At 34.1% G+C, this 22874-nt stretch carries 19 protein-coding genes and 1 other annotated feature; of the genes, 13 read left to right on the top strand and 6 right to left on the bottom strand.

Annotated elements, in window-relative coordinates; genetic code table 11:
• Positions 1 to 43 precede the first annotated feature (43 nt).
• The 4 genes from QTL86_RS08940 to QTL86_RS08925 all read right to left on the bottom strand — a co-directional run bounded on the left by QTL86_RS08940 (position 44) and on the right by QTL86_RS08925 (position 4957).
• The gene (locus QTL86_RS08940) at positions 44 to 1207 is read right to left on the bottom strand and encodes a hypothetical protein (protein WP_127066316.1); all 1164 of its coding nucleotides are present in this window, start codon (positions 1205 to 1207) and stop codon (positions 44 to 46) included.
• 253 nt (positions 1208 to 1460) lie between these two features.
• On the bottom strand, positions 1461 to 3047 hold the full coding sequence (locus QTL86_RS08935; RefSeq protein ID WP_410495382.1) for a transposase: 1587 nt from the start codon (positions 3045 to 3047) through the stop codon (positions 1461 to 1463).
• A 130-nt stretch (positions 3048 to 3177) separates the two neighbouring features.
• The gene (locus tag QTL86_RS08930) at positions 3178 to 4203 is read right to left on the bottom strand and encodes an HD-GYP domain-containing protein (protein ID WP_127066317.1); all 1026 of its coding nucleotides are present in this window, start codon (positions 4201 to 4203) and stop codon (positions 3178 to 3180) included.
• 202 nt (positions 4204 to 4405) lie between these two features.
• Positions 4406 to 4957, bottom strand: a complete 552-nt coding sequence (locus QTL86_RS08925; protein WP_127066318.1) for a hypothetical protein — start codon at positions 4955 to 4957, stop codon at positions 4406 to 4408.
• Positions 4958 to 5109: 152 nt separating this feature from the next.
• Here QTL86_RS08925 and QTL86_RS08920 point away from each other — a divergent pair, with 152 nt between their 5' ends.
• The 9 genes from QTL86_RS08920 (at position 5110) to QTL86_RS08880 (ending at position 13259) form a co-directional block, all read left to right on the top strand.
• On the top strand, positions 5110 to 6468 hold the full coding sequence (locus QTL86_RS08920) for a DUF4340 domain-containing protein (RefSeq protein WP_190283300.1): 1359 nt from the start codon (positions 5110 to 5112) through the stop codon (positions 6466 to 6468).
• Between the two features lie 78 nt (positions 6469 to 6546).
• Entirely contained in the window at positions 6547 to 6804 is a 258-nt protein-coding gene (locus QTL86_RS08915) for a GIY-YIG nuclease family protein (protein WP_127066320.1), read from the top strand.
• On the top strand, positions 6804 to 7658 hold the full coding sequence (locus QTL86_RS08910) for a YitT family protein (RefSeq protein WP_127066321.1): 855 nt from the start codon (positions 6804 to 6806) through the stop codon (positions 7656 to 7658). The genes QTL86_RS08915 and QTL86_RS08910 overlap by 1 nt, the downstream gene beginning before the upstream one ends.
• Positions 7659 to 7854: 196 nt before the next feature.
• On the top strand, positions 7855 to 8310 hold the full coding sequence (locus QTL86_RS08905) for an RrF2 family transcriptional regulator (protein WP_013656706.1): 456 nt from the start codon (positions 7855 to 7857) through the stop codon (positions 8308 to 8310).
• Positions 8311 to 8327: 17 nt separating this feature from the next.
• Positions 8328 to 9257 carry a cysteine synthase A gene (gene cysK, locus QTL86_RS08900; protein WP_013656707.1) on the top strand — a complete coding sequence of 310 codons (930 nt, stop codon included), beginning with the start codon at positions 8328 to 8330 and terminating at the stop codon, positions 9255 to 9257.
• A 289-nt stretch (positions 9258 to 9546) separates the two neighbouring features.
• Positions 9547 to 10221, top strand: a complete 675-nt coding sequence (locus QTL86_RS08895; protein WP_410496988.1) for a uracil-DNA glycosylase — start codon at positions 9547 to 9549, stop codon at positions 10219 to 10221.
• 77 nt (positions 10222 to 10298) lie between these two features.
• Positions 10299 to 10549: a binding site (T-box leader), on the top strand.
• A gap of 43 nt (positions 10550 to 10592) precedes the next feature.
• Positions 10593 to 11603 carry an aspartate--ammonia ligase gene (asnA, locus tag QTL86_RS08890; RefSeq protein ID WP_334295397.1) on the top strand — a complete coding sequence of 337 codons (1011 nt, stop codon included), beginning with the start codon at positions 10593 to 10595 and terminating at the stop codon, positions 11601 to 11603.
• A gap of 253 nt (positions 11604 to 11856) precedes the next feature.
• The gene (locus tag QTL86_RS08885) at positions 11857 to 12291 is read left to right on the top strand and encodes a DMT family transporter (RefSeq protein ID WP_127066324.1); all 435 of its coding nucleotides are present in this window, start codon (positions 11857 to 11859) and stop codon (positions 12289 to 12291) included.
• 23 nt (positions 12292 to 12314) lie between these two features.
• A complete protein-coding gene (locus QTL86_RS08880; protein ID WP_127066325.1) occupies positions 12315 to 13259 on the top strand; it encodes an L-lactate dehydrogenase in 945 nt (314 codons plus the stop codon).
• Between the two features lie 68 nt (positions 13260 to 13327).
• Here QTL86_RS08880 and nrdG read toward each other — a convergent pair whose 3' ends face one another.
• Positions 13328 to 13807, bottom strand: coding sequence for an anaerobic ribonucleoside-triphosphate reductase activating protein (gene nrdG / locus QTL86_RS08875; RefSeq protein WP_127066326.1), 480 nt, complete (start codon positions 13805 to 13807; stop codon positions 13328 to 13330).
• Positions 13804 to 15921: an anaerobic ribonucleoside-triphosphate reductase gene (gene nrdD / locus QTL86_RS08870; RefSeq protein ID WP_127066327.1), complete on the bottom strand. Its 2118-nt coding sequence runs from the start codon at positions 15919 to 15921 to the stop codon at positions 13804 to 13806. Before nrdD ends, nrdG begins: the two co-directional genes overlap by 4 nt.
• A gap of 307 nt (positions 15922 to 16228) precedes the next feature.
• Here nrdD and QTL86_RS08865 point away from each other — a divergent pair, with 307 nt between their 5' ends.
• From QTL86_RS08865 to QTL86_RS08850, 4 genes are all read left to right on the top strand, one after another.
• A complete protein-coding gene (locus tag QTL86_RS08865; protein ID WP_127066328.1) occupies positions 16229 to 16942 on the top strand; it encodes a 3'-5' exonuclease in 714 nt (237 codons plus the stop codon).
• A 124-nt stretch (positions 16943 to 17066) separates the two neighbouring features.
• Positions 17067 to 18755: a S8 family peptidase gene (locus QTL86_RS08860; protein WP_127066329.1), complete on the top strand. Its 1689-nt coding sequence runs from the start codon at positions 17067 to 17069 to the stop codon at positions 18753 to 18755.
• Between the two features lie 11 nt (positions 18756 to 18766).
• Positions 18767 to 21088, top strand: a complete 2322-nt coding sequence (locus tag QTL86_RS08855) for a hypothetical protein (protein ID WP_410496987.1) — start codon at positions 18767 to 18769, stop codon at positions 21086 to 21088.
• A 13-nt stretch (positions 21089 to 21101) separates the two neighbouring features.
• A complete protein-coding gene (locus QTL86_RS08850; RefSeq protein WP_127066331.1) occupies positions 21102 to 22874 on the top strand; it encodes a S8 family peptidase in 1773 nt (590 codons plus the stop codon).

Here is a 22874-nt window from a genome sequence, read left to right as displayed (position 1 = left end):
CACTATAAGTAGGTGGCTTATAAAGAACCTACTTATAGTGCTTTTAAAAATGAGTAGTTTTGCTTTTTGTCAAATTTTTGGGACGATATAAAGCATAAATAAGATTGAAAAAGAATAGGATAATGCCATAATTGATAAAGGAAGTAACTTTAATATTGGTAGCATAAAATTTAACAATCTCTAATATACCAGATAAGATTAAGCAAAGAATACCTACGAGTAATCCCTGACTTAAGGGGTGCTTCTTATAAATCAATAAGGCGATGAATATAATCATTAATAACAAGTTACCACCAAGAAGAAGATGATAAGCTGGTAACAATTCAAAAAAGTTAGCTTTATCCATATACTGCAAAATAATAGCGATAATGTAAAAAACAATAGCAGGTAAGACACTTATAAAGCAATAGAGTTTTAAAGAATGCTTAGATACAATTTGATAGAAGAATAACCAAAGAGGAATAGCAATAGCATAAAAGCAAAGATATTCTAAATGATGAATAAAAGCTAGATTCTGTGTAAATAATTGCAAGCACTTAGTGTTACATAGTAACCAAATAGAATAAATAATGGCAAATATACCTAAAAATAAAAAGCTTAAATAAGGTTGTTTTTGGAATTTCAAGTAAAGACTAACCAATAAACAGACTATACCTGTAAGTAAAAACCAACTATTTAAATAAATAGTTTCAGCAGAGTCAAAGAGGAGCGTCTCCGTTAGATTTTTTTCAGTTAAAGTAATTGGAAAGATATAATTAGTGATACGGTCAAAACTATGAATATATTGAATATGTAAGGTTTTATAAGCATAATCCTTTGGCAGAGGAAATACGAGAAGTCCACTACCTACTTCTAGATTACCGCTTGTATTAATATTACCGTCATACGTATAAAGAAGTTCATCATCTAGAAAAATTTTTACATGCTGTAAAAAGATTTTAGTACGAAGGTAAGGTTGCTTTATGGAAGTAGTAGGTAAAGTAGTATAGAGATCTACTGTATCGCCTTTATGATAATAACAATCAACGTGAGTAGGGATGGAAAGAGAAACAGGAGACTTTCCATTTAAACTATAGTACCAGTTATAAGTTAAAGGTACTGCTTGTTCATGCTTAGTTGATTGATTTTGCAAGATACTTAAACTTATAAATCCAAATAAAAATAAAAAACTAACACAAATAATAGTTACATGTGGCTTATGTTTCAAAGAGAGTCACATCCTTTGGCTTAAAATATATATCATAGTATAATTAGTTATCATTCTATATGACATAAGTTACTTTTTCAAGCTAAATGAGAAGAAGGGGCTGTAAAAAAACAGCCTCGAAACAAGGAGCAGGTCGCCTGTAGCGACCTGCTCCTTGTTTTTTTATAGATTTATTGTCATTATCACAAAATTAGAAGTCACTTATTAAGCCTATGGTTTTATAGGCTTTAAATGATGATATTATATCCGTTTTTTATGCAGCTATGGATGTCCGATGTTTCTTGTTATGATACTTATAGAGGTTGTATCCACAAGAAATTAACGTGAATTCTAAAATGACAGCTTTTTCACCTCGCCGAAATAATCTTTTATAAGATCTATCCCACTTAATTATCCCAAATGTCCCCTCTGATTGAATACTTCTGTTCATACACAATAAGGCACCATGAATTGATTCTAGATTATTTATTACTTCCTTATGTATTTCTGTTAATTCTCGATTAAGGCGTATTGTTCTATTTCCATGTGCTCTTTTGCAACATTCACTACGATATAGACATCCTGCACAGTCTTCACATTCATATATTTCTTCTGTTCTACCATATTGATTTTTATATATATGCCTATCACATTTATATATAAACTTTTTATTATTAGGACAGATCAGGTTTCCGTGTTCATCTCTTTTGAAATTTACTGCACGATATGGATCATAATGATATTTTTGATTCTTAGTTTCCCTCTCAAACATAGTAAATTTCATATATTTTTCCATGCCATGTTCCTCACAATAAAGATAATTGTTATAAGAACCATATCCTGCGTCAGCAACAGGATACGTTGGATAATGACCATAAGTAGCATTAAACTTTTCCATTAAGGGTTGAAAACATTCCATGTCTGAAGCATAAGGTTTTGCGTCTATTACAGCTATATATTCATCACATATGGCAGCCTGCATATTGTAAGCAGGAAGGAGCTGGTCATTTCCCATATAATCACGTTTGATTCTCATAAAAGTTGCATCGTAATCAGTTTTTGAATAACTATTTCTTCGCTCTCCACATACTTCGATGTGCTTTGCATATTTCTTGAGGCGTTCTAGATACCCCTGCATTTCCTGATACTGTTTTTGATGGATACTTTTCTTATGCCCAGCTCCGGAAACAAATTTTGAAACCTCTAGATTTATTGCCTTCTGATAACTTTCAAGCAATGCCTCAACGTAATCAATCGCATATTCATCTCTTTTTTCTAACTTCACATTAAGAAAACTAAGAATCTCTGAATTCATTGTATCGATGAGTAATGAGATCTTTTCGAACACTTTGTTTCTATTTTTGATGCAAGATTTCTTCCATACCCAGGTATAGCGATTAGCATTAGCTTCGATCTTTGTTCCATCGATGTAAGTGTGATGTAAATCCACATGCTCTTGATCAAAAATATAAGAATTGATATCAATGAAGATTTGTTCAATTGAAGTCGTTAATTCATTACGAATAAAGTTGCCGAAAGTAGCAAAAGATGGAGCTTTCATTCCGTCAAGAAGATACATATATCTGATGTCTGTACGGCAGAGTTTTTCAATATTTCTTAAAGAACTAATGCCATGCTCCATAAAAGTGAAAAGTATAATCTTAAGCATTTTATCTGAATCACATCTTGGACGACCTATTTTGCAGTCCTTCTCTACAAAATATCGTGTTAGGTCAATGTGATCCATTACTTCGCATAAAGTATATACTGGATCTGAAATATCAATTATTTTTTCGATATCCAATGGTAATTTTAGCTGTCTTGGTGTAAAATTATCATTGGTATTTTTGTTTAGTAGCATAAATAAATTATACCAAAAAAATCGCTGAAGTCTTACGACCTCAGCGATTTTTTCGTTAGGGGAGTTTTTTTACATCCCCTTCTTCTTAATAATACAGCTATATTTTACTGTAAAGAGTAGGTCGTCTTATTTATTTTATAGCGATAATATCAATTTCATTATGTTCATATAAATTAATAAAACGATCATTAATTTTAATAATAGGACGGTAAAGGCATTGTGGATTAACAAAAACAACTTCTCCAATTTCTCCTGTATTCAAGATAACAAAGGTACCAACATAATAGGTAGCTATATTAGTACAGAAAGTTAAAAGAAGTTTAGGATCAAATTGAGGAAGTAGATCTAATAATAGGATTTTAAGTGTATCAAATATATGATGTTTGTGACGGAGTAAGTCATAGGTATCAGCAAGCCCCAATATCTTACCTAATAAATTAATATAAGGTGAGGAAATATGAACTGGGAAACCACTGCCATCACAATGTTCATGATGAGCTAAAATGGCTTTTGGGATAATAGGATCTAAATCCTTGAGTTTACTTACAAGGTTATAACTATAAATAGGATGCTTTTCATATTCAGCTTGCTCATCAGCATTTCTGGTAAAAGAAGGATCAAAAGGATCAAATGAAAGGTTAAGCAGACCGATATCGTGTAATAAACCGGCTTTAATGGCAGAGGCTATAAGATGATTATCTAAGTTACACCAACGGCAAATAAGCATAGAGATAAAAGCTACATTTAAGCTATGATTATAGGTATTACAGTCTAATTGTTCAATAAGGTTAGTACAACCTAAGAGACTATAATTAGCAGTAAAGTCGGTGGGTAAATCTTGACATAACGCTTCAAAGTCACTAATATCCAATAAGCTTGTATCTTTTTGATCCATTTGATTAACAACAGCCATTAAGGCAGAACTATACTTTTTATAGTTTTCAATTGTTTCTACAGGAAGATTCCATACTTTATTGAAAGAATCTAAATAAACCCATATATCTGTATGAACAAAGTTTTGGATATTTTTAATATGCTCCGGTGTGAGTTCTTGATTTTGACCTACAATAGTAGTACCAGTTTTTAAATCAATAATAGGTCCTGAAGTAATCATACCTGGAATACATTTTGAAATAGGCACAATAATTTTTTGCATAACGTAAGCCCCCTTGTCTGTTACTTTTAATTTTATATCGACCAAATAGATAAGAAAAGTAAGAAAATAGAGCAAATAATAACTTAAAAACAGAAAAATTGTATATCGTTATAGTGTGCTATGGTGCTATTTGCAAAATCTCTTCAATAATGATAAACTAATATGACGAAAATAAATCTGATTACTAGTAAGATTTAGCTTCTTAGCTGCAGTGTTCTTTAAAATCATAAACAAGTGTGATAAAATCTTCTGCTGTTGGAGCTAGGAAAAAAGCAGGGCTATTTTTTTGCTTTTTAAAAGGAATATATAGAATAAAATAATAAAGGTTAATAAGGATGATATTACAATCCTGGATTAAGTCAGTTCTAGCATTTTTAGAAAGCTTATTAAATGTATGTAAGTAACATTTCTTTAAAAGTTTTAAGTTGAGTTTTGTTTTGGGTAAATGAAAGACGGACAAAGCTTCAGGATAGGAGTGTGCTAAATCATTAAAAAGAACTGACCTATTTGTATAAGGTATAGTTGGTAGATAGTCAAAGATATAAGCTTGTAAATAAGAAGATGAATGTCTAGAACTTTCTAGAATAAAGATAAAAGATTGAATGGACTTAATGAGTTCATTATAAGAGGTTGAATGGATTTTGCAACCTCGCTGCTCATAGAAACTCCATTTTTCTAAGACATTAAAGTAACTATGGGTTAAAAAATTAGAGTAGATGTTATAGGTAGGTAGTGTTTTAGAATAAATATACATAAACATTCCCCCTTTTAATAACTTTCTTAACGACTTCTTTATATTTATTATATAGCAGAATAAAAAGAATGAGAAGTTATTAATATAAAAATATAAATAAGACTAATCAAATGGAAAATCATCATGAGGTTCTAAAAACAGGAGGAACAAGAATGAAAAAGAAGATGGGCATAGTCCTATTATTAGGTATCATTTTAGGTGGAGCAGGAATGATATATTACAGTACTCAAAGTAAAATGACAATGGGACAAGCCATAGGGAAAGAAGAAGTAGCACAGAAATTATGTACTCTAGAGGGTAATGTAGTGCGTATTGAAATAAAAAGGGATGAAACGACTATTTTAGAAAAAGAACATCAAAACTGGGAGAATCCAGAACATATGGACTTGACGTATGATTGGCAAGCAGTACATGAGTGGTTAGTGGCGATAAGAAAAATAGAAAGTAAAGAAGCTATTTATAAAGTAGAAGATGAGGCCCAATATGGTATAGATGATAAGTCTCTTATCATTACACTTTATGATGAAATGAATCGTAGTCAAACATTTAAAGTAGGAAAGATAACAGAAGACAAACAACTCTTTTATATGACAACTGATCGCATGGAAGGCGTATATGCAGTGGCTTATCATGATGGACAACAGCTTTTAAGAAATCCGAATACTTTTGTAGTAGGCAATTTAAAAATACCTGAATTAGAAAACATAGAGCAAATCAAACTGACACATAATGAAGAATATACTTTAAGCCTTAAGAAGCTACAGGATTTAGGTGTTGATAAATGGTCTTTAATGGACTACTATAAAGGAAGTCACTTTATTCAAACAGAAGTAATGGAGCAGTTACTCGAAACGATTAAAGTGATGAAGATAGATAGTTTTGCAGGAGCCATTACAGAGAAGGAAGATTACGGTCTAACTAAGCCACAACTTATTTTAGGTCTGAATCAAGGCTGGGAATTAAGTTTTGGTAAAACAGAAGGTGATCTGGTTTATGTAAGAATGAATGACCAGTCAGTTGTTTATACGATGAAGAAAGAGGCGTTAGAGCAACTGACTAGCTATAAACCATTCGACATGATTTCAAGAGAAGTTTTAGAACTGCCGTTATCTGGGATTAAACAGATTGTATTAGAGAATCCACAAGGTACTTATAACTTGACACTAGAGTATGGAGAAGCAGGACAGGTTGCTACTGAAATAGTAAGTCAATTAGATGAAATAGCTTTAAATAAGGAGCAAACTGCAGAGCTTATTTCAACTATTAGCTCAAGCATATGGATTGAGGCAGTACTTCAAAATCCTGAAATTGAACAAAAAGAAGAAAGAAAAGCTGAAATTACAATTACATGTACTTTACAAAATAATCAAGAGGAGAAAATTGAGCTTATTCCTTATGATATTAATTACTATATTTTACGTGTAGATGGTGTTACAGAATTTGCGGTTAATAAAGATAAAGTAACAAAGCTATTTAGTACACTTAGTCATATGAAAAAAGAAAAGAAGTAAGGATGAAAAAAGGAACTCCATTGATTATGAGTTCCTTTTTGCTATTATAGTATAATAAATATAAAAAAGGGAAATGCTATGTATTATATATATATTTTGAAATGTAAAGATGGTACCTATTATACGGGATACACTAATGATATAGAAAAAAGAGTGCGTATACATAATGATAAAAAGGGTGCAAAATATACGAGAGGACGTACACCTGTTACTTTGGTTTATGAAGAAAGCTTTGCGACTAAAGCGGAAGCTTTGAAAAGAGAATATATGATTAAACAAATGAGTAGAGCTGAAAAAGAAGCTCTTATCCATTCAAAAGCTGAGGAGCTGAGGTAATGAAACAACTAGTAAAAGAATATATAGGAATTATTATAGGAGCATTACTTATAGCCATAGGACTTTATTTTTTCTGGGCACCATCAAATTTAGCAGCTGGAGGCGTAAGTGGTCTAGCAATTGTTCTAAAGGCGCTCTTCCCGATTGTACCCATTGGTATTCTTATTTTTATTTTAGATTGCTTGATGTTTATGATTGGGTTTATCATGTTAGGAAAAAGCTTTGGATTAAGAAGCTTAATGTGTAGTTTGTCTGTATCAGTATTAATGACAGGGTTAGAATTCATTTGGCCTAATTGGCAGCCTATTAGTGACGATTTACTAATCTTACTTATTTTTGGAGCGTTATTTATTGCTATAGGTCAAGCATTAGTGTTTAATTTAGAAGCATCTTCTGGTGGAACAGATATTATAGCAAAAATGATTACCCAATATACACACCTTAATATTGGAACCTCCTTAATGATAGCTGACATGATTGTTGTTCTTTTAGCTATGGGCATATTTGGGCTTGAAAAAGGACTTTATGCGGCATTAGGGGTTTTAATTACGACTAACTTAATAGATTATTTAATTTCTGGGTTTAATGTTCAGCGCTATGTCATGATTATTCCCTCATCTTCAGATAAAGTGCAACCGATTAATACGTATATTTTAGAAACACTAGAGCGGGGTGCAACTATCTATACAGCAGAAGGAGCATATAGTAAAAATCCTAAGCAAGTCATTACAACTGTTATCGACCGTAAAGAATTTATTGATTTAAAAAGGAAATTAATTAAAATTGATCCTTTAGCTTTTATGACAGTACAAAATTTACATGAGGTTGTTGGAGAAGGTTTTAAAGTGAAATAAAAAATGGTTAAAATTTAAAATAGAGATAGAAATTAAGCGGATAACTTTCTTTCTATCTCTATTTTTATTTAATATTTTAATTCTATAAATAAGATTCTTGGAATTTAGTATAAAATTAATCGAAAAGGGTTGACAATTCTAAATATAAAGCATATACTACAAAACATAGAGAAATAGTAGGAATAAAGGAGGGGCTATGAAAATATCAACAAAAGCAAGATATGGTTTACGTGCTTTAGTAGATTTGGCAGTTCATTCATCGGGGGATCAAGTACCACTTATTAGTATAGCCCAGAGACAAGAGTTATCCGCCAATTATATGGAGCAAGTTTTTTCATCTTTAAAAAAAGCAGGAATTGTAAAAAGTATCAAGGGGTCACAAGGTGGCTACATTTTAGCAAAGCGTAGTTGTGACATCACTGTAGGAGAAGTCATTAGGGCTATAGAAGGAGAAATTCTTATCGTAGAAGAAGAGGAAGCTAGAGATGATGCTTCTTTGATTTATAATAGCATGAAACAGTGTTTACAAGAACAAGTTTGGAGTAAAATTACAGAAAGTATTTGTCAGGTGATTGATCATATTACCTTGGAAGATTTAATGAAGGATTATGAGAAGCTTAATCAAAAAGAAGTATTAATGTATTATATATAAAAATGGGAGGAATTAAAATGGCTAAGATATCAAAAAATATTACAGAATTAATTGGAAATACCCCTTTATTAGAAATAGGGCAGTATGCAAAGAGTGAGGGAGTAGAAGCAACGCTTATTGTTAAACTAGAGTCTTTTAATCCAGGTAGCAGTGTAAAAGATCGTATTGGTTATTACATGATTCAGGATGCTGAAAAGCAAGGGCTTATAACAAATGAAACAACTATTATTGAGCCAACTAGTGGGAATACAGGTATTGCTTTAGCTTATATATGTGCAGCAAAAGGTTATAAGTTGATTTTAACTATGCCTGATACAATGAGTGTAGAGCGTCGTAATATATTAAAGGCATTAGGAGCAGAGCTTGTGCTTACAGAAGGAGCAAAAGGTATGAAAGGCGCTATTCAAAAGGCTGAAGAGCTTGCTAAAGAAAAAGTACCAAGCTTTATACCACAGCAATTTAATAATCCAGCTAATCCTTTAGCACATCGTTCAACAACTGCACTTGAAATATGGAATGATACAGATGGTAGCGTAGACCTTTTTGTAGCAGGTGTAGGAACAGGTGGTACAGTATCTGGTGTGGGAGAGGTACTTAAAGAAAAGAAACCACAAGTGAAAATCGTAGCTGTGGAACCAGCAGATTCTCCAGTACTTTCAGGTGGTAAACCAGGCCCACATAAGATTCAAGGTATTGGTGCTGGTTTTGTACCAGCAGTGTTTGATTCTGAGGTGATTGACGAAATTATTCAGGTAAGTAATGAAGACGCTTTTGAAACAGCTAGAAAGCTTGCTAAGACAGAAGGTGTATTAGTAGGAATTTCATCAGGAGCTGCTTTATATGCAGCCACTCAATTAGCTAAAAGACCGGAAAATAAAGGTAAAAATATCATAGCACTTTTACCAGATACTGGAGAAAGATATTTATCTACACCTTTATTTGCTTAGTAATCTTTGCTCAAGTATCAGTTGAGGGTAACTTGTACAATCAATCAAAGATAAAAAATGAGAGCAGAATAAATCAAATTTTATGTAATTAACAAATAACTGCCAGTAAGCCTTAAAAGGTGAAAACTGGCAGTTATTTGTTTGCTTAAATTAAAAGTAAGCGAGCAAGTACTGCAAGACCATAAAGGAATAGGAATAAAAAGTTGATGAAAATAACATCCTAAGTTGTAGCCGGCAGAGAAATAAGTATGGTATATTTGAGAGGATGATATAAAAGAGGAGCGATGAAATGGTAACATTTAATAACAGCTGGGACGAACAATTAAAGGATGAATTTGAGAAACCTTATTATAAAGCTTTACATGAGTTTTTAAAAGATGAATATAAGACTCAAACGATTTATCCGAATATGTATGATATCTTTAATGCTTTAAAGACAACAAGTTATGATGACTTAAAAGTCGTTATTTTAGGACAAGATCCGTATCATGGAGAAGGACAAGCACACGGAATGGCTTTTTCTGTAAAGCCAGGTGTAAAAGTACCCCCTTCACTAGTTAATATTTATAAAGAACTTCAAGCTACTTTGGGGTGTTATATACCGAATAATGGTTATCTTATGAAATGGGCTGAGCAAGGCGTATTATTACTTAACACGGTTCTTACGGTAAGAGCTGGTAAGCCTCAATCTCATAAGGGAAAAGGTTGGGAAGTATTTACGGATCGTATTATTAGTTTGCTAAATGAAAGAAAAGATCCTGTTATTTTTATTTTATGGGGAGCACCAGCTAAGAAAAAAGCAGAGCTTATTACTGCACCTTGGCATAAGATATTAACAGCTGCTCATCCTAGTCCTTTATCTGCATACAATGGCTTTTTTGGATGTAATCATTTTCAAAAGGTAAATGAGTATTTAATAGCTATGGGTAAGACACCTATTGATTTTCAAATAGAAAATATCTAGTCTTTTAAAACAAGAATGCTAAAATTGACTTGACAAAATATTTGACTGTAATTAAAATACTTATATAAATCTAAAAAATAAAGACGATGAAAAGACGAGTAAATCTTTACTAAGGTTTAAAGAGAGCCGAGGGAGCTGAAAATCGGTAACAAGGTAAGGATGGAAGAACAGCTTGGAGTTGCTAATCGAACGGCTATTGGCTTAGTAGACTTAGACGGGATAGACCGTTATATCTAAAACGTATCGAGTAATCTGTACGTTAGTGAGAGGATTTTAGTTTACTAAAGTCAATTAGGGTGGCAAACGCGAATCAACCTTCGTCCCTTACGTTTAAGGGAAGGAGGTTTTTTATATTTTAAAAGGAGGAATATGTGATGCAATTAAGAATTCCAGAAGGTTACAAAGCCAAATTAGACTTAAGAGAAACAGAAGTGGCAATTAAAAAGTTAAAGGATTATTTTGAAAATGCTTTAGCTTATGAGTTGTATTTAACTCGTGTGTCTGCTCCACTTTTTGTTAAACCAGAAACGGGTTTAAATGATAACTTAAATGGGACAGAAAGAGCAGTTGCTTTTGATATTGCAGATGATAATCATGCTATTGTAGAGGTGATTCATTCTTTAGCTAAGTGGAAAAGAATGGCGCTTGGTAGATATGAATTTGGTATTAATGAAGGACTTTATACAGATATGAACGCCATTCGTCGTGATGAAGAATTAGATAACTTACATTCCATTTATGTCGATCAATGGGATTGGGAAAAAGTTATTACTAAGGATATGCGTAATACAGAGTTTCTTGAGAAAACAGTAAAGCAGATTTACAGGGCGTTTATTAGAACACAAAACTATATTACAGAAGAGTATCCTGTACTTGAAAAATGGTTGCCAGATGAAATTTATTTTGTAACTTCACAGGAGTTATTAGACAGCTATCCAGAACTTACTGCTAAAGAAAGAGAAAATAAAATTTGTGAAGAAAAGAAAGCTGTATTTGTAATGCAAATTGGTGGGGCTTTAAGTAATGGAGAAAGACATGATGGTAGAGCGCCAGATTATGATGATTGGTCTCTTAATGGAGATATTTTATTCTGGAATCCACTTTTAGGTAGCGCATTTGAGCTTTCTTCTATGGGAATCCGTGTAGATGAAGAAGCACTAGAAAAACAATTAGAAATAGCAGGGTGCCCAGAACGCCGTGAATTAGCTTTCCATAAAGGTGTTTTAGAAAGACAATTACCTTATACAATTGGTGGTGGGATTGGTCAATCTAGAATTTGCATGTATTTCTTACAAAAAGCACATATTGGGGAAGTTCAAGCATCCATTTGGCCACAAGAGATGATTGATGCTTGCGAAGCAGTACATGTTCATTTGCTATAACGCTATTGATTAAACAATAGAGCATGTACAATCGGAGTATATGGTTTAATACTGTGTTCATATACATAGGATTAAGATAATAAGTAAATTTAGAATAAGCGATTAAAATCTGTGTAGAGAATTTTAATCGCTTATTTTTCGTTTATTTGAGTACTTAGGAGAAATAAGCAGTAGAGGCAAGCAATCTTTAGAAAAGGAATAAAAAAACGAAGATGATGCACAATAAACGTAATAATAGAAAAAGGAGAGCATTATGTTTATTAGTATCATTACAGCACTTATATCAGGGATTCTTATGAGTGTACAAGGTGTTTTTAATACAAGAGTAACAGAAAAGTCAGGTGTTTGGTTTACAAGTAGTATTGTTCATTTTATTGCTTTCATATGTTGCCTCGGAGTATTACTTTTTGTGCGTGATGCCAATGTAGAAGGGTTTAAAACCATTAATAAGTGGTATTTATTAGGCGGTGTTTTAGGCGCAGGAATTACGTATACAGTAGTAGTATCTATGGCTAAGCTAGGGCCTAGTTATGCTGTCATGCTTATTTTGATTGCCCAAATGACTGCTGCTTATTTGATTGAATTACTAGGGTGGTTTGGTACAGAAAAAGTGAATTTTATGTGGACAAAATTGGTAGGAGTCCTCATAATGGTTGGTGGAATTATCGTTTTTCAATGGAAAAGATAAAACGGTAGCAAGAGGAGGCAAAAATGATTAAAAATAAAGTATGTATTATAGGAGCTGGCATGGTAGGCTCTGCTACCATGATGTCCATCTTAAACTCAGGCTTAGTAGCTGAGATCGTTATGATTGATCAAAATGAAAAAAAGGCAGCAGGAGAGGCATTAGATGCCTTTCACACCACATCCTTTACATATGTACCTAATGTGTTAATTCGCCAAGGTAACTATGAAGATTGTAAGGATGCACAAATTATAGTGATGTCAGCAGGACCTAGTGTTAAACCTGGTGAAAAGCTAGATAGACGTATTTTAACTAAAACCAATGCAGAAGTGACGCGCAGTGTAATGAAGGAAATTATTAGATATACGCAGGAAGCCATTATTATCTTTGTTTCTAATCCTGTAGATGTTGTCACTTATATTGCACAAAACGAATTTAACTATCCTAGAAATAAAATCATTGGTTCAGGAACCTTATTAGATACAGCAAGAATGAGACGTATTATTGGAGAACATTTCTTAGTAGATACCAAGAATGTTCATGGCTATATTCTTGGTGAGCATGGTGCTACAGCTATGGCTACTTGGAGTTTATGTAACTTAGGCGGTATTCCATTAAGTGATTGCAGCAAAAAGTTTAATAAACCAGCCGTTAATCAAGAACAAGTTCTTAAAGAGGTTATTGATGCGGGAATGAATATTTTAATGGCAAAAGGTTATACAAACTATGGGATTGCAGAAGCAGTAGCACGCATGGTAAAAGCAATTGTCTTAAATGAGCTGAGTGTCCTTCCTGTTTCAACTACATTAGAAGGTGAATATGGTATAAAAGACGTAGCTATTAGTGTGCCTTGCATTATAGGGCAAGAGGGGATTCAAAGTATTTTAGATATTCCGCTTACAAAGGAAGAGCATGACAAACTTCTAGCGAGTGCCAATAGTTTAAAAGAAATCATTAAAACAATCGAGTAAATAGTAAAGGAGCTACTACGAGGCTAACAGATGAGTTAGCTATGTAGTAGCTCCTTTGCTTATATTTTTTAGCTTTCTATAATCTTCCCTTGACTGAGATAAAGTATACGTTGATTACGAGAACCTCTGTAGAGAAGATGTTCATCCTTCTCAGCTAAGATAAAAGGACCATCAATGAGTACATCAATAAAATTTAAAAGCTTTCTTCTACTAGGATTTGTAATGAGCTGTTCATAGGTATAACCGGTATAGCACCAAAGCGTAAGGCCAGTTGATTTAATAGAAGCAGCTAAATCTATCAAGGCCTCTGTTTGTTCGAAAGGTTCACCGCCGGAGAAGGTGATACCATCTATAAGTGGCTTGTTTTTTAAGATACGTTGAAGAATGTCAGAAGCTTCTACTGAGTCTCCATAATGAAAAGCCTGCATTTCTGGATTATGGCAGCCAGGGCAAGCATGAGGGCAACCAGACAGAAAGAGAACACTACGAAAGCCTTCTCCGTTAACAGTAGAATGATCTAAAAAACCAGCTACCTGTAAGGTACTCATACGTTAGTATAAGTATTTTTATGAGCTTCATCATGTGAGAGTCTGTCTTGTCTCTCGGCTGATTTACCACTACCAAAACGCTCATCTAAGCTGAGGTAGCCTGTTACACGGCTAATACCTTGGATATGGCTACTACCGCATTCAGGACATGTTTTCCCACAGTCTGTAACAGATGCACCACAGTCTTTACAGTATCTGAGATGAAAATTAATCCCTATGTAACTAATATTGGAGCTATCATAAGCATACGTAATGATTTTTTCAATCGTTTCTTCAGAAGGATAACCATCTACTTCTATATAACTGATATGACCCGCATTACACATACTATGGAAAGGCGCTTCGATTTGAATTTTATCTATAATAGAAATTTGATAGCCAACTGGAACATGGAAGCTATTCGTGTAATAATCTTTATCTGTCACACCAGCAATGCTACCAAAACGGTCACGATCTTGAATAACAAATTTACCGCTAAGTCCTTCAGCAGGAGTAGCATAGCAGCTCCAGTTCATATGGGTATCTTGGGTTGCTTTATCTGTGAAATTACGGATACATTGAACGATTTGATAACCTAATTCACGAGCTGTTTCGCTTTCACCGTGATGTTTACCTGTTAAAGCAACTAAGGTTTCAGCAAGTCCAATAAAGCCAATAGACCAGGTGCCGTTTTTTAAGACAGGATCGATACTATCATTAGGTCCAAGGCCTTCAGAACCCAGCATAAGTCCTTCGCCAACGACAAATGGTAAATCCTTCACCTTAAGGCGTTTAAGTACTTCGTAACGATGAAGTAAGGATTCTTTAGCTAACTGTAAGCGACCATCTAATAATACCCAAAAAGCTTCTAGATTACCTTTTGCTTCAAGAGCAACACGAGGTAGATTAATTGTAGTAGGTGCATTATTACCACGTCTGTTAGGCCCCTCAGGACCGTTAATATTAGAGCATACATAAGTACGGCAACCCATAGTAGCTGGTAAAATACCTTTTGCATAATATTTTAAGTTAAAGTCAGCATCAATGTTCATGAAGGTAGGATTCATACGTGTACTAGCTACACGACAAGCCAGTTTAAAGAGATATTCATAAGGCGCATCCTCACCTCGGTTAACACCTTTTTTGACACGGAAAATAATATTAGGGAAGATAGGTTGTTCGTTTTTACCAAGACCTTTTTCGTATTCTTCTAAGAAAATTTGGCATACTAAAGCAGCATCATTGCTTTGTGGCAAACCAATATTAAGACTACTAAAAGGAACTTGTGAACCTGCACGAGAATGCATGGTATTTAAGTTATAAACAATGCCTTGCATAGATTGGCGTACTCTACTTACAAGTTTATTCTCTACAAAGGTAGTAAAATCTTCTTCGGATAAAGAAGACTTTAATGGGGCAAATTCTTGCTGGATTTCTTCTCTTGTAAGTCCCACATAAGGTGCCATATCATTATCGAAGTTAACGTGTGATTGACCACCGAACATATCATTTTGAGAAGACTGTAATAAAATACAGCTAAGCTCTGCAGCAGATTCAATACGTTTAGGTTTGCGAATAGTACCATAACCTGTATTAAAACCATTCTCAAATACTTTACCAGTATCAATGTGTAAACAGTTAGTGGTTAAATTATAGCTATCGAGATCGTGATAATACAAATCTCCTTGTTCATGTAGTTTAGCAAGGTGTTTAGGCATTTTTGATAAGTTATGCCATTTATTTGTTTCACTGGCAATACGAAGGAGCTTGGAAGAAAAGTTATTACCTACATTAGCATTATCTCTATCTGTTTCAATACCAATATTATGGACCGTATCCATAAGCTCGGATTTTAAGTCACGTATGCGTGTACGCTCTTTACGATAATTAGCATAGGAATTTTTTAGAGCTTCTAATTGTAAATCCATTAAAGTATCTTCAATCACATCTTGAATTTGTTCGACTGTAATTTCATAGCTATACAAGTCTTGAATACGGCCCGTGACTTTAGAAGTAATATCACTAATAGGTATATCAACTTCTACATTTTTTGCTGAGCGTAAAATAGCATTTTCAATTTTGGTGGTATTGAAGGTTACTTTTCTTCCATCTCTTTTAATAACATAATATTGCATTTTGCTATCCCCCTTAAAACTTTTGCCAATTTATATACTATACTATATATATAATCGGTTTTCTAAATATATACTATATCTTGCACATCTGTTTGGCAAGAATGTGTTTTTAGATTTTTTTGTCAATGTTTAAAAATGGAAAAGTTGGCTTGAATTCATAGGGGAATACTAGAGCGTTATAAGATAGAGTAGCTTGTAAAAAAATTTTTCAAATAGAAACATAGTTAACTGGTTTGCAATTTATAGAGGGTGATGTACAATAGAAGATAAGAATACGTGAGAGTGAGAGTACTAAAAGGAGATTAAGATGAATAAGTATGTTGTTGTAGATATAGAAACAACAGGCGCCCATCCTGTGCAAAGTGAAATTATAGAGATTGGGGCTGTTTATATAGAGGAAGGTCAAGTAAAAAAAATATTTAACGAATTGGTGAGACCAACCCAAATGATTTCTGACTATATTATTTCTATTACAGGTATTACAAATGAGATGGTAGCAGATGCACCTCCTATTGAAGAAGTAATGCCACGATTTATAGACTTTTGTGAGGATGTTCCTTTGATTGGTCATAATATTATTTTATTTGATTATCGCATGCTTAAAGCTAAGGCTACGGCCTTAGGTTTTACATTTGAAAAAATGGGTGTAGATACATTAGTGATTTCTAGAAAAATGTTGGCACATTTACCCAGCCGTAAACTAGGTGATTTATGTGACCACTATGCCATTTCCTTAGAAAATGCTCATCGTGCCTATCACGATGCTTTTGCTACTTATGAGTTGTTTGAAAAGCTTAGAAATGAGTTTGAAAAGCAGGAAGCAAAGCTTTTTATACCTGAAAGGATGAAATGGGAGGTTCCTAAAATAGAACCAATGACCAAAAAGCAAAAAAACTATTTAGAAAGTCTTTGTAAGGGACATAGTTTAGCCTTGCCACAAGGGTATGAAGAACTTAGCAAATCAGAGTGCAGTAAGTTAATTGATAAGATTATAGTGGGTCATGGTAAATTAATGAGATAAATAATAAAATAAATAAGCTGAAGATTAATAATTAAAGAGATTGCCACATAAATATAATAGTGAACACAAGAATGCTCAAGGTCTAAAAATTAGATTTTGAGCATTTTATATAGTGGGGTGAATGATGGCAACTATTGACCAACAATTTATTCTTAGTAATTTTATTTTAAGTAGCTTTACTGATATACAAACTATAAGTAGAGGATTTCCTTCACTACAGTTCGAATCTATTGCGCCTAATATTTATGCAATCACTGTTCCAGCTGGAGAGCAAGCAGAGCGAGAGTTTAATATCTTGAGGAATACAGTTAATTTTATTACATCACCTATTCCCTATGGCCTTAGTGCGGTACCTGCTCTTAGTGCATCTAATATTTCACAGTTTCATAATTATCCTTATGGTGAATTACGTGGTAATGGGATCATTATTGGATTTGTTGATACAGGCATAGATTATACGAATACACTTTTTAAGAATGCAGATAATACAACACGTATTGTAAGTATATGGGATCAAACCATTTCAGGAAATCCTCCTTCAGGTTATAGCTATGGTAGCGTGTATACACAACAAGATATTAATGAAGCTCTTAAAAGTCCTGATCCTTTAGCCATAGTTCCTAGTCAAGATGAAAATGGACATGGTACTTTTTTAGCGGGAATAGCAGCAGGCAATGATCAAACAGGAACACTTGATTATACAGGAGGAGCACCAGATGCAGCCATAGCTATGGTTAAATTGCGTCCTGCAAGTGAATATATAAGAGATATATTTTTAATTAATACAGGGGAACCGGCTTACCAGAATAATGATATTATAGCAGGTATCAGTTATTTAGTTCGGTTATCACTGCAGGAACGAAAACCTATAGTCATTTGCATAGGATTAGGAAGCAATTATGGCGCACACAATGGTACAGAAATAATAGAAGACTATATTAGTAGCCTCTCTCTAGCAGCTAATATTATAGTAGTTATTGCAGCAGGCAATGAAGGGAGTAGTGGACATCACTATAAAGGAACAGTGGGTAGTGGCGGTTCAGAGAGTCTAGAAGTTAATGTAGGTGTTAAAGAAACGGGATTTCCTATGTTTGTGTGGGTAGATATTCCTAATAAAATAACCGTTTCCATTAAAAGTCCACTAGGGCAAGTTATTGAAAAAATACCTATTGTTCCCCGAATACCTCAATCATTTAAACTTAATTTAGAAGAAACAACAGTAACTGTCACTTATTTTTATCCAGATCCATTAACCGGAGGTCAAAAAATTGATATTAGGTTAGAAAAGCCAACACCAGGGTTATGGACATTAACAGTTTATGGAGACATTGTTATTAATGGTATTTTTCACATTTGGTTACCACGTAGAGGATTTATTCAAAGTGATACAAGATTTTTAAGACCTGATCCAGAAACCACCATAGAAATACCAGGGACAGAGCAATTTGGGATTACGGTAGGGAGCTATGACTATTTAGATGATAGTGTTTATGTCTCTTCTGGCAGAGGGCCTACTACAGATGGCATTATGAAGCCAGATTTAATTGCGCCTGGTGTTAATGTTCAAGGGCCTATGCCAGGAGGTGGATTTACCACTTATGTAGGGACTAGTACAGCGGCAGCCATAACAAGTTCTGCAGCGGCATTGTTAATGGAGTGGGGGGTTCTTAAAGGTAATTTTCCTAATATGAATACACGAATAGCTAGGAGTATTCTGATTCGCGGTGCTAGAAGGCAACCTAATGTAATCTACCCTAACACGATAGAAGGCTATGGCAGGCTAGACTTACAAGCAAGTATTTCTAGAGCATAGGGGGGAGGAATATGAGAGTGATTATGGCACCGTGTACCAAAGAAAAACAGTCTTTAGAACCATGGATTTTAGAAGATTTAGGAGCCGGATATGTACTTTTAGATATTAAAGAAGAACTATCTAAGAAACGAGAAGGATATTTGGAACCTGATTTTGAAATGCAATTAGGAGAAGAACAAATAGAAGCTTTAGGCTTATTAAATGAGGCACCCATAATCTTTGCAACAATAGGAGTAAGGCAGATAAGTTCAAAAGTTAGCAGCTATTATGAAATAAAAAGAGAAAGATGGCAAAATAAAGAAGCACTACTAAAAGAAGGACCTATATGGATCAGTTGCTATAGTGAGCAGAGTTTTTTGGCCAGTGAATTGATTAAAACAATTCGGCTTTTAATAGAGCAGGCAAAAGCCTTGAAAAAGATTGCTATCATTTATTTAGATAGTAAGCCTAAGGAAAGTTATTTTACTTGTCGCAGTTTAACCTACAAATGCATTAATGAATTACTTGTCGGGGAAAAACATATAGTTCTACAAATAATGAGAGATGAAGACATTGGAGCTTGCTATTTACCAAGTGAGAAGAATTTTGAACCTTATGAGAATCATTTTATATATGATAAGTCATATAGCAAGCTCATGACTAAGGCTATAAAAAAACTTACAAAGAAAAGAACTTTAGTGACACAAGAAAGTTTATATCAAGACCTTTTTTATGAACAAATTCCAATGTCGGAAAAACTCTATTTACCTTTGCAAAATAACTTTAAGAATAAATTAAGTGAACAAGTCGGTTTAAATACCATTTTATTAGGTCAAGACTTTTATGCTATTTATGATACTAAGGCAAACATAGAACAACAAAGAAATGATTTAAAGGACTATGTGATGCCACAATGGACTTTACCTCTAGTAGCTCAAATCCCCATACATAAGAGTAATGATCTATATATAAATGAGAATAATGTCGTGACTAACGCTTTTAAGTACAGAGGTGAAGGGGTTTATATTGGGATTGTATCGGTAGAAGGTGTTGATTGGGAAGAACCACTTTTAAGAACATCTCAAGGAAAAACAAGAATAAGCTGTATATGGGAGCAAGAACAAGCTGATAAAGGGATTTATTATACAGCAGCTACAATTAATACAGCTTTAGAAGCAGAGAAAATATTATCAGATAGTAGAAGTGAAGCAACTTTTTTACTAGGTCTAGCTGGAGGAAAACAAGGTTATTATGAAGCGCCTGCTTCTAAGGCGGAATTTCTTGTAGCAAAAATAAAGCCTGCAACCAGAAACGTACAACAACTATATGGAGGAGAACCTCATCCACTGGTTGCATTAGTTCCAGATGTATTAATTGGAGCATACAAACTAATAGAATTAGCTAAGCTTAATCAAAAACCCCTAGTTCTTTATTTACCTTATCACTATCTATTAGAGGGAATGGAAGGTGTTAATAAATACGATAGAATCTTTAATGAACTCAGTCATCAGCCAGGGCTTACCATCATTATGCCTGTAGGAGAAGAAGCTGATAAAAAGCACAGATGGTTAATAGAAGAAGGTTCTTCTAAAGAAGTCAGGATACAAACGAAGGAAGAAAAGCTAAATATAGTCGGGATGATTTGTTCGGAAAAAGCAGAGGTATTTCAAGCAAGTTTACAATTATTAGGGAACGAAACACAAAGGATTTGTATAGAAGAGCAGGGAATTTATCAAACAACTGCAGGAAAAGTAGAAAGCAGTGGGTTAAAATGGGATTATCATAGTGGGCAAATAGTTATTAGATTTCGTATAGAGCAGCACACACAAAGCACTTGGCAATTGTATTTGAGAACTGAAGATAATAAGGAGCTAAGATTAAGTGTAAGCCTATGTGAACAACCAGTAAATCCAGAAGCTACATTAAGCTCATGGACGGCTTTGAATACGGCAAATCCTGCACCAGCTAAATGGGGAACTATGGGAGTAGGAAGCTTTGATACAAAGGCTTTAGTTGTACGAGGGGGTTCAGGTAGAGCAAAGCATACTAATCAAACAGGATTAAGCTGTGTAGCAGAAGGTAGGGCAAGTATCAGGTTAAAGGAACAAAATGAGATATTATGTTTAGAAGGAACGGCTATAGCAGCTAGTTTAGTGACAGGAGTAGTGGCAACCTTATATAGTAAATGGCAGCAGGAGAAGGGAAAAGCTTATCCGAATACTAAGATGATGCAAAGGTGGATAGAACGGCAGCTTACGCACTTGCCTAATCAGACTTATCCTCATTTTAGTCAAGGAAGTGGTATTTTAGATTTAAAGAAGCTAGAAGCCACTTTAATCGCACCTTTAGAATAAGGGAGGTTAGCAAATGGTTATTAACAAATTAAGTGCACAAGTGCAATTAGCTTTGCGTTATGAAAACCTTTTGACACCTAATGTTAAAAGCTTATTTATAAAAGACCGAACTTTACAAATATGGGAGATTATTGTTCGTTATGTCAATACTTTAGAAGAAATAAGTAGTAAATTCGATATGAAAGTTTATGATTTAGGTCAAGGTTATGCACAGGTTATTATAGGAAGACGCTATATTAGTGAACTATCAGATGAACCTAATGTAATCTTCATTAGTTTGCCTCAGTTTATGGAGTATATAGATCTTGATTTAGCTCAGGTTTGTGCAGAGGAAACCAGTCTTCCAACAGGGAATTTTCAAATCTCAGGAAGAGGATTATTATTAGCTGTGATTGATTCAGGTATTGATTATACACACCCTGACTTTAGAAATGATGATGATACAACAAGGATTTTATATTTATGGGATCAAGGTATAGAAGGAGGGCCACCACTAGGTTTTGCTGATGGAACACTTTATACCAAAGAGCAGATTGATGAAGCATTAAAAGAACCTACCAAAGAGGAAATGCTAGTTAAAGTTCCTTCTATGGATCTACTAGGACATGGAACAGCTTTAGCAGGAATAGCAGGAGGAAATGGGCGAGGAAGCGTAGGAAGAAGAAATAGAGGCATGGCTCCAGAATGTGATTTACTTATTGTAAAAGTAGGAAAACCTAATAGAGAATATGGTCCCAGAGATCTTGAAATCATGCAGGGAATTCGTTTTGCAATGGAAAAAGCCAAAGAGCTACGTAAACCCTTAGTTATTTTATTAGGTTCAGGATATAATTTGGCTAGTCATAATGGAGAAGATATTTTAGCTGCTTATATAGGAACTGTTTATAGAAGTTGGGTATGTAATATTGTAGTAGGAATGGGCAACGAAGGGAATAGAGGAAGTCATGGTCAAGGAAACATAGGAGAGGGTGAAACGAAAGAGATTCAATTTATTATTGATGGAGATATGAAAGAGTATGCTTGTTGCATATGGAAGCCTATAAGTGATGAAGTAGAACTCACCTTAGAGTCACCAACGGGAGAAAAAACAGAGGTACTAAGTTTGCTAACGCCAAATAGAGCATATTTATTTGATGAAACAGCTGTACTTATTAATTTTTCTGAACCTGTTATAGATATCACCCAGCAACAAATTCTTATTGTTTTACAAGGTCAAAATGGTCAATTTGTCAATAGTGGTTTATGGCGTATCAGTTTAAGGGGAAAACGTATTCTACAAGGTAATTATAATATATGGGGAAGTATCGTAAGAGAATACGCTAATAATACGAGATTTTTAGAAGCTTCTATAGAAACGACTTTAACTTGCCCAGCTGATTCCGAAGGGTTAACTGGCGTTGGAGCATATAATGGTAATACCATACAATTAGCAGCTTTTTCAGGTAGGGGATATACTGCTGATGGTAGGATTAGACCTAATTTAGTAGCACCAGGAGTGAATGTAACTGTACCTTCTGTAAGAAATGGAGAAATTTATACCGTAGCATCAGGTACAAGTATTGCAGCAGCATTTGTAGCAGGTGCATATATATTGATGCAGTCTTATGGAATTATTCAATTAGGAAATCCAGGATTATATGGGGATGCCTTAGAGGTGTATTTGATTCGTAATGCCAAAAGACCAATTATTAATGGTCCTTATCCTAATAATAGTTGGGGATTTGGTATACTTTGCCTAGAGGCAGCCCTTAATAATATGAGAGAAGTAGCCAACCAAACCAATTAG

Source organism: Cellulosilyticum sp. ST5 (assembly GCF_046529625.1).
GTDB classification, from domain to species: Bacteria; Bacillota; Clostridia; order Lachnospirales; family Cellulosilyticaceae; genus Cellulosilyticum; species Cellulosilyticum lentocellum.
This window is presented reverse-complemented; position numbering and strand designations above follow the sequence as displayed.

Coding starts and splice junctions, on each gene's coding strand:
- QTL86_RS08910 (WP_127066321.1), top strand. CDS start 6,804: ATGAAACAACTAGTAAAAGAATATATAGGAATTATTATAGGAGCATTA.
- QTL86_RS08865 (WP_127066328.1), top strand. CDS start 16,229: ATGAATAAGTATGTTGTTGTAGATATAGAAACAACAGGCGCCCATCCT.
- QTL86_RS08915 (WP_127066320.1), top strand. CDS start 6,547: ATGTATTATATATATATTTTGAAATGTAAAGATGGTACCTATTATACG.
- QTL86_RS08850 (WP_127066331.1), top strand. CDS start 21,102: ATGGTTATTAACAAATTAAGTGCACAAGTGCAATTAGCTTTGCGTTAT.
- QTL86_RS08880 (WP_127066325.1), top strand. CDS start 12,315: ATGATTAAAAATAAAGTATGTATTATAGGAGCTGGCATGGTAGGCTCT.
- QTL86_RS08930 (WP_127066317.1), bottom strand. CDS start 4,203: ATGCAAAAAATTATTGTGCCTATTTCAAAATGTATTCCAGGTATGATT.
- nrdG (WP_127066326.1), bottom strand. CDS start 13,807: ATGAGTACCTTACAGGTAGCTGGTTTTTTAGATCATTCTACTGTTAAC.
- QTL86_RS08895 (WP_410496988.1), top strand. CDS start 9,547: ATGGTAACATTTAATAACAGCTGGGACGAACAATTAAAGGATGAATTT.
- nrdD (WP_127066327.1), bottom strand. CDS start 15,921: ATGCAATATTATGTTATTAAAAGAGATGGAAGAAAAGTAACCTTCAAT.
- QTL86_RS08920 (WP_190283300.1), top strand. CDS start 5,110: ATGAAAAAGAAGATGGGCATAGTCCTATTATTAGGTATCATTTTAGGT.
- QTL86_RS08925 (WP_127066318.1), bottom strand. CDS start 4,957: ATGTATATTTATTCTAAAACACTACCTACCTATAACATCTACTCTAAT.
- QTL86_RS08860 (WP_127066329.1), top strand. CDS start 17,067: ATGGCAACTATTGACCAACAATTTATTCTTAGTAATTTTATTTTAAGT.
- cysK (WP_013656707.1), top strand. CDS start 8,328: ATGGCTAAGATATCAAAAAATATTACAGAATTAATTGGAAATACCCCT.
- QTL86_RS08905 (WP_013656706.1), top strand. CDS start 7,855: ATGAAAATATCAACAAAAGCAAGATATGGTTTACGTGCTTTAGTAGAT.
- QTL86_RS08855 (WP_410496987.1), top strand. CDS start 18,767: ATGAGAGTGATTATGGCACCGTGTACCAAAGAAAAACAGTCTTTAGAA.
- QTL86_RS08885 (WP_127066324.1), top strand. CDS start 11,857: ATGTTTATTAGTATCATTACAGCACTTATATCAGGGATTCTTATGAGT.
- QTL86_RS08935 (WP_410495382.1), bottom strand. CDS start 3,047: ATGCTACTAAACAAAAATACCAATGATAATTTTACACCAAGACAGCTA.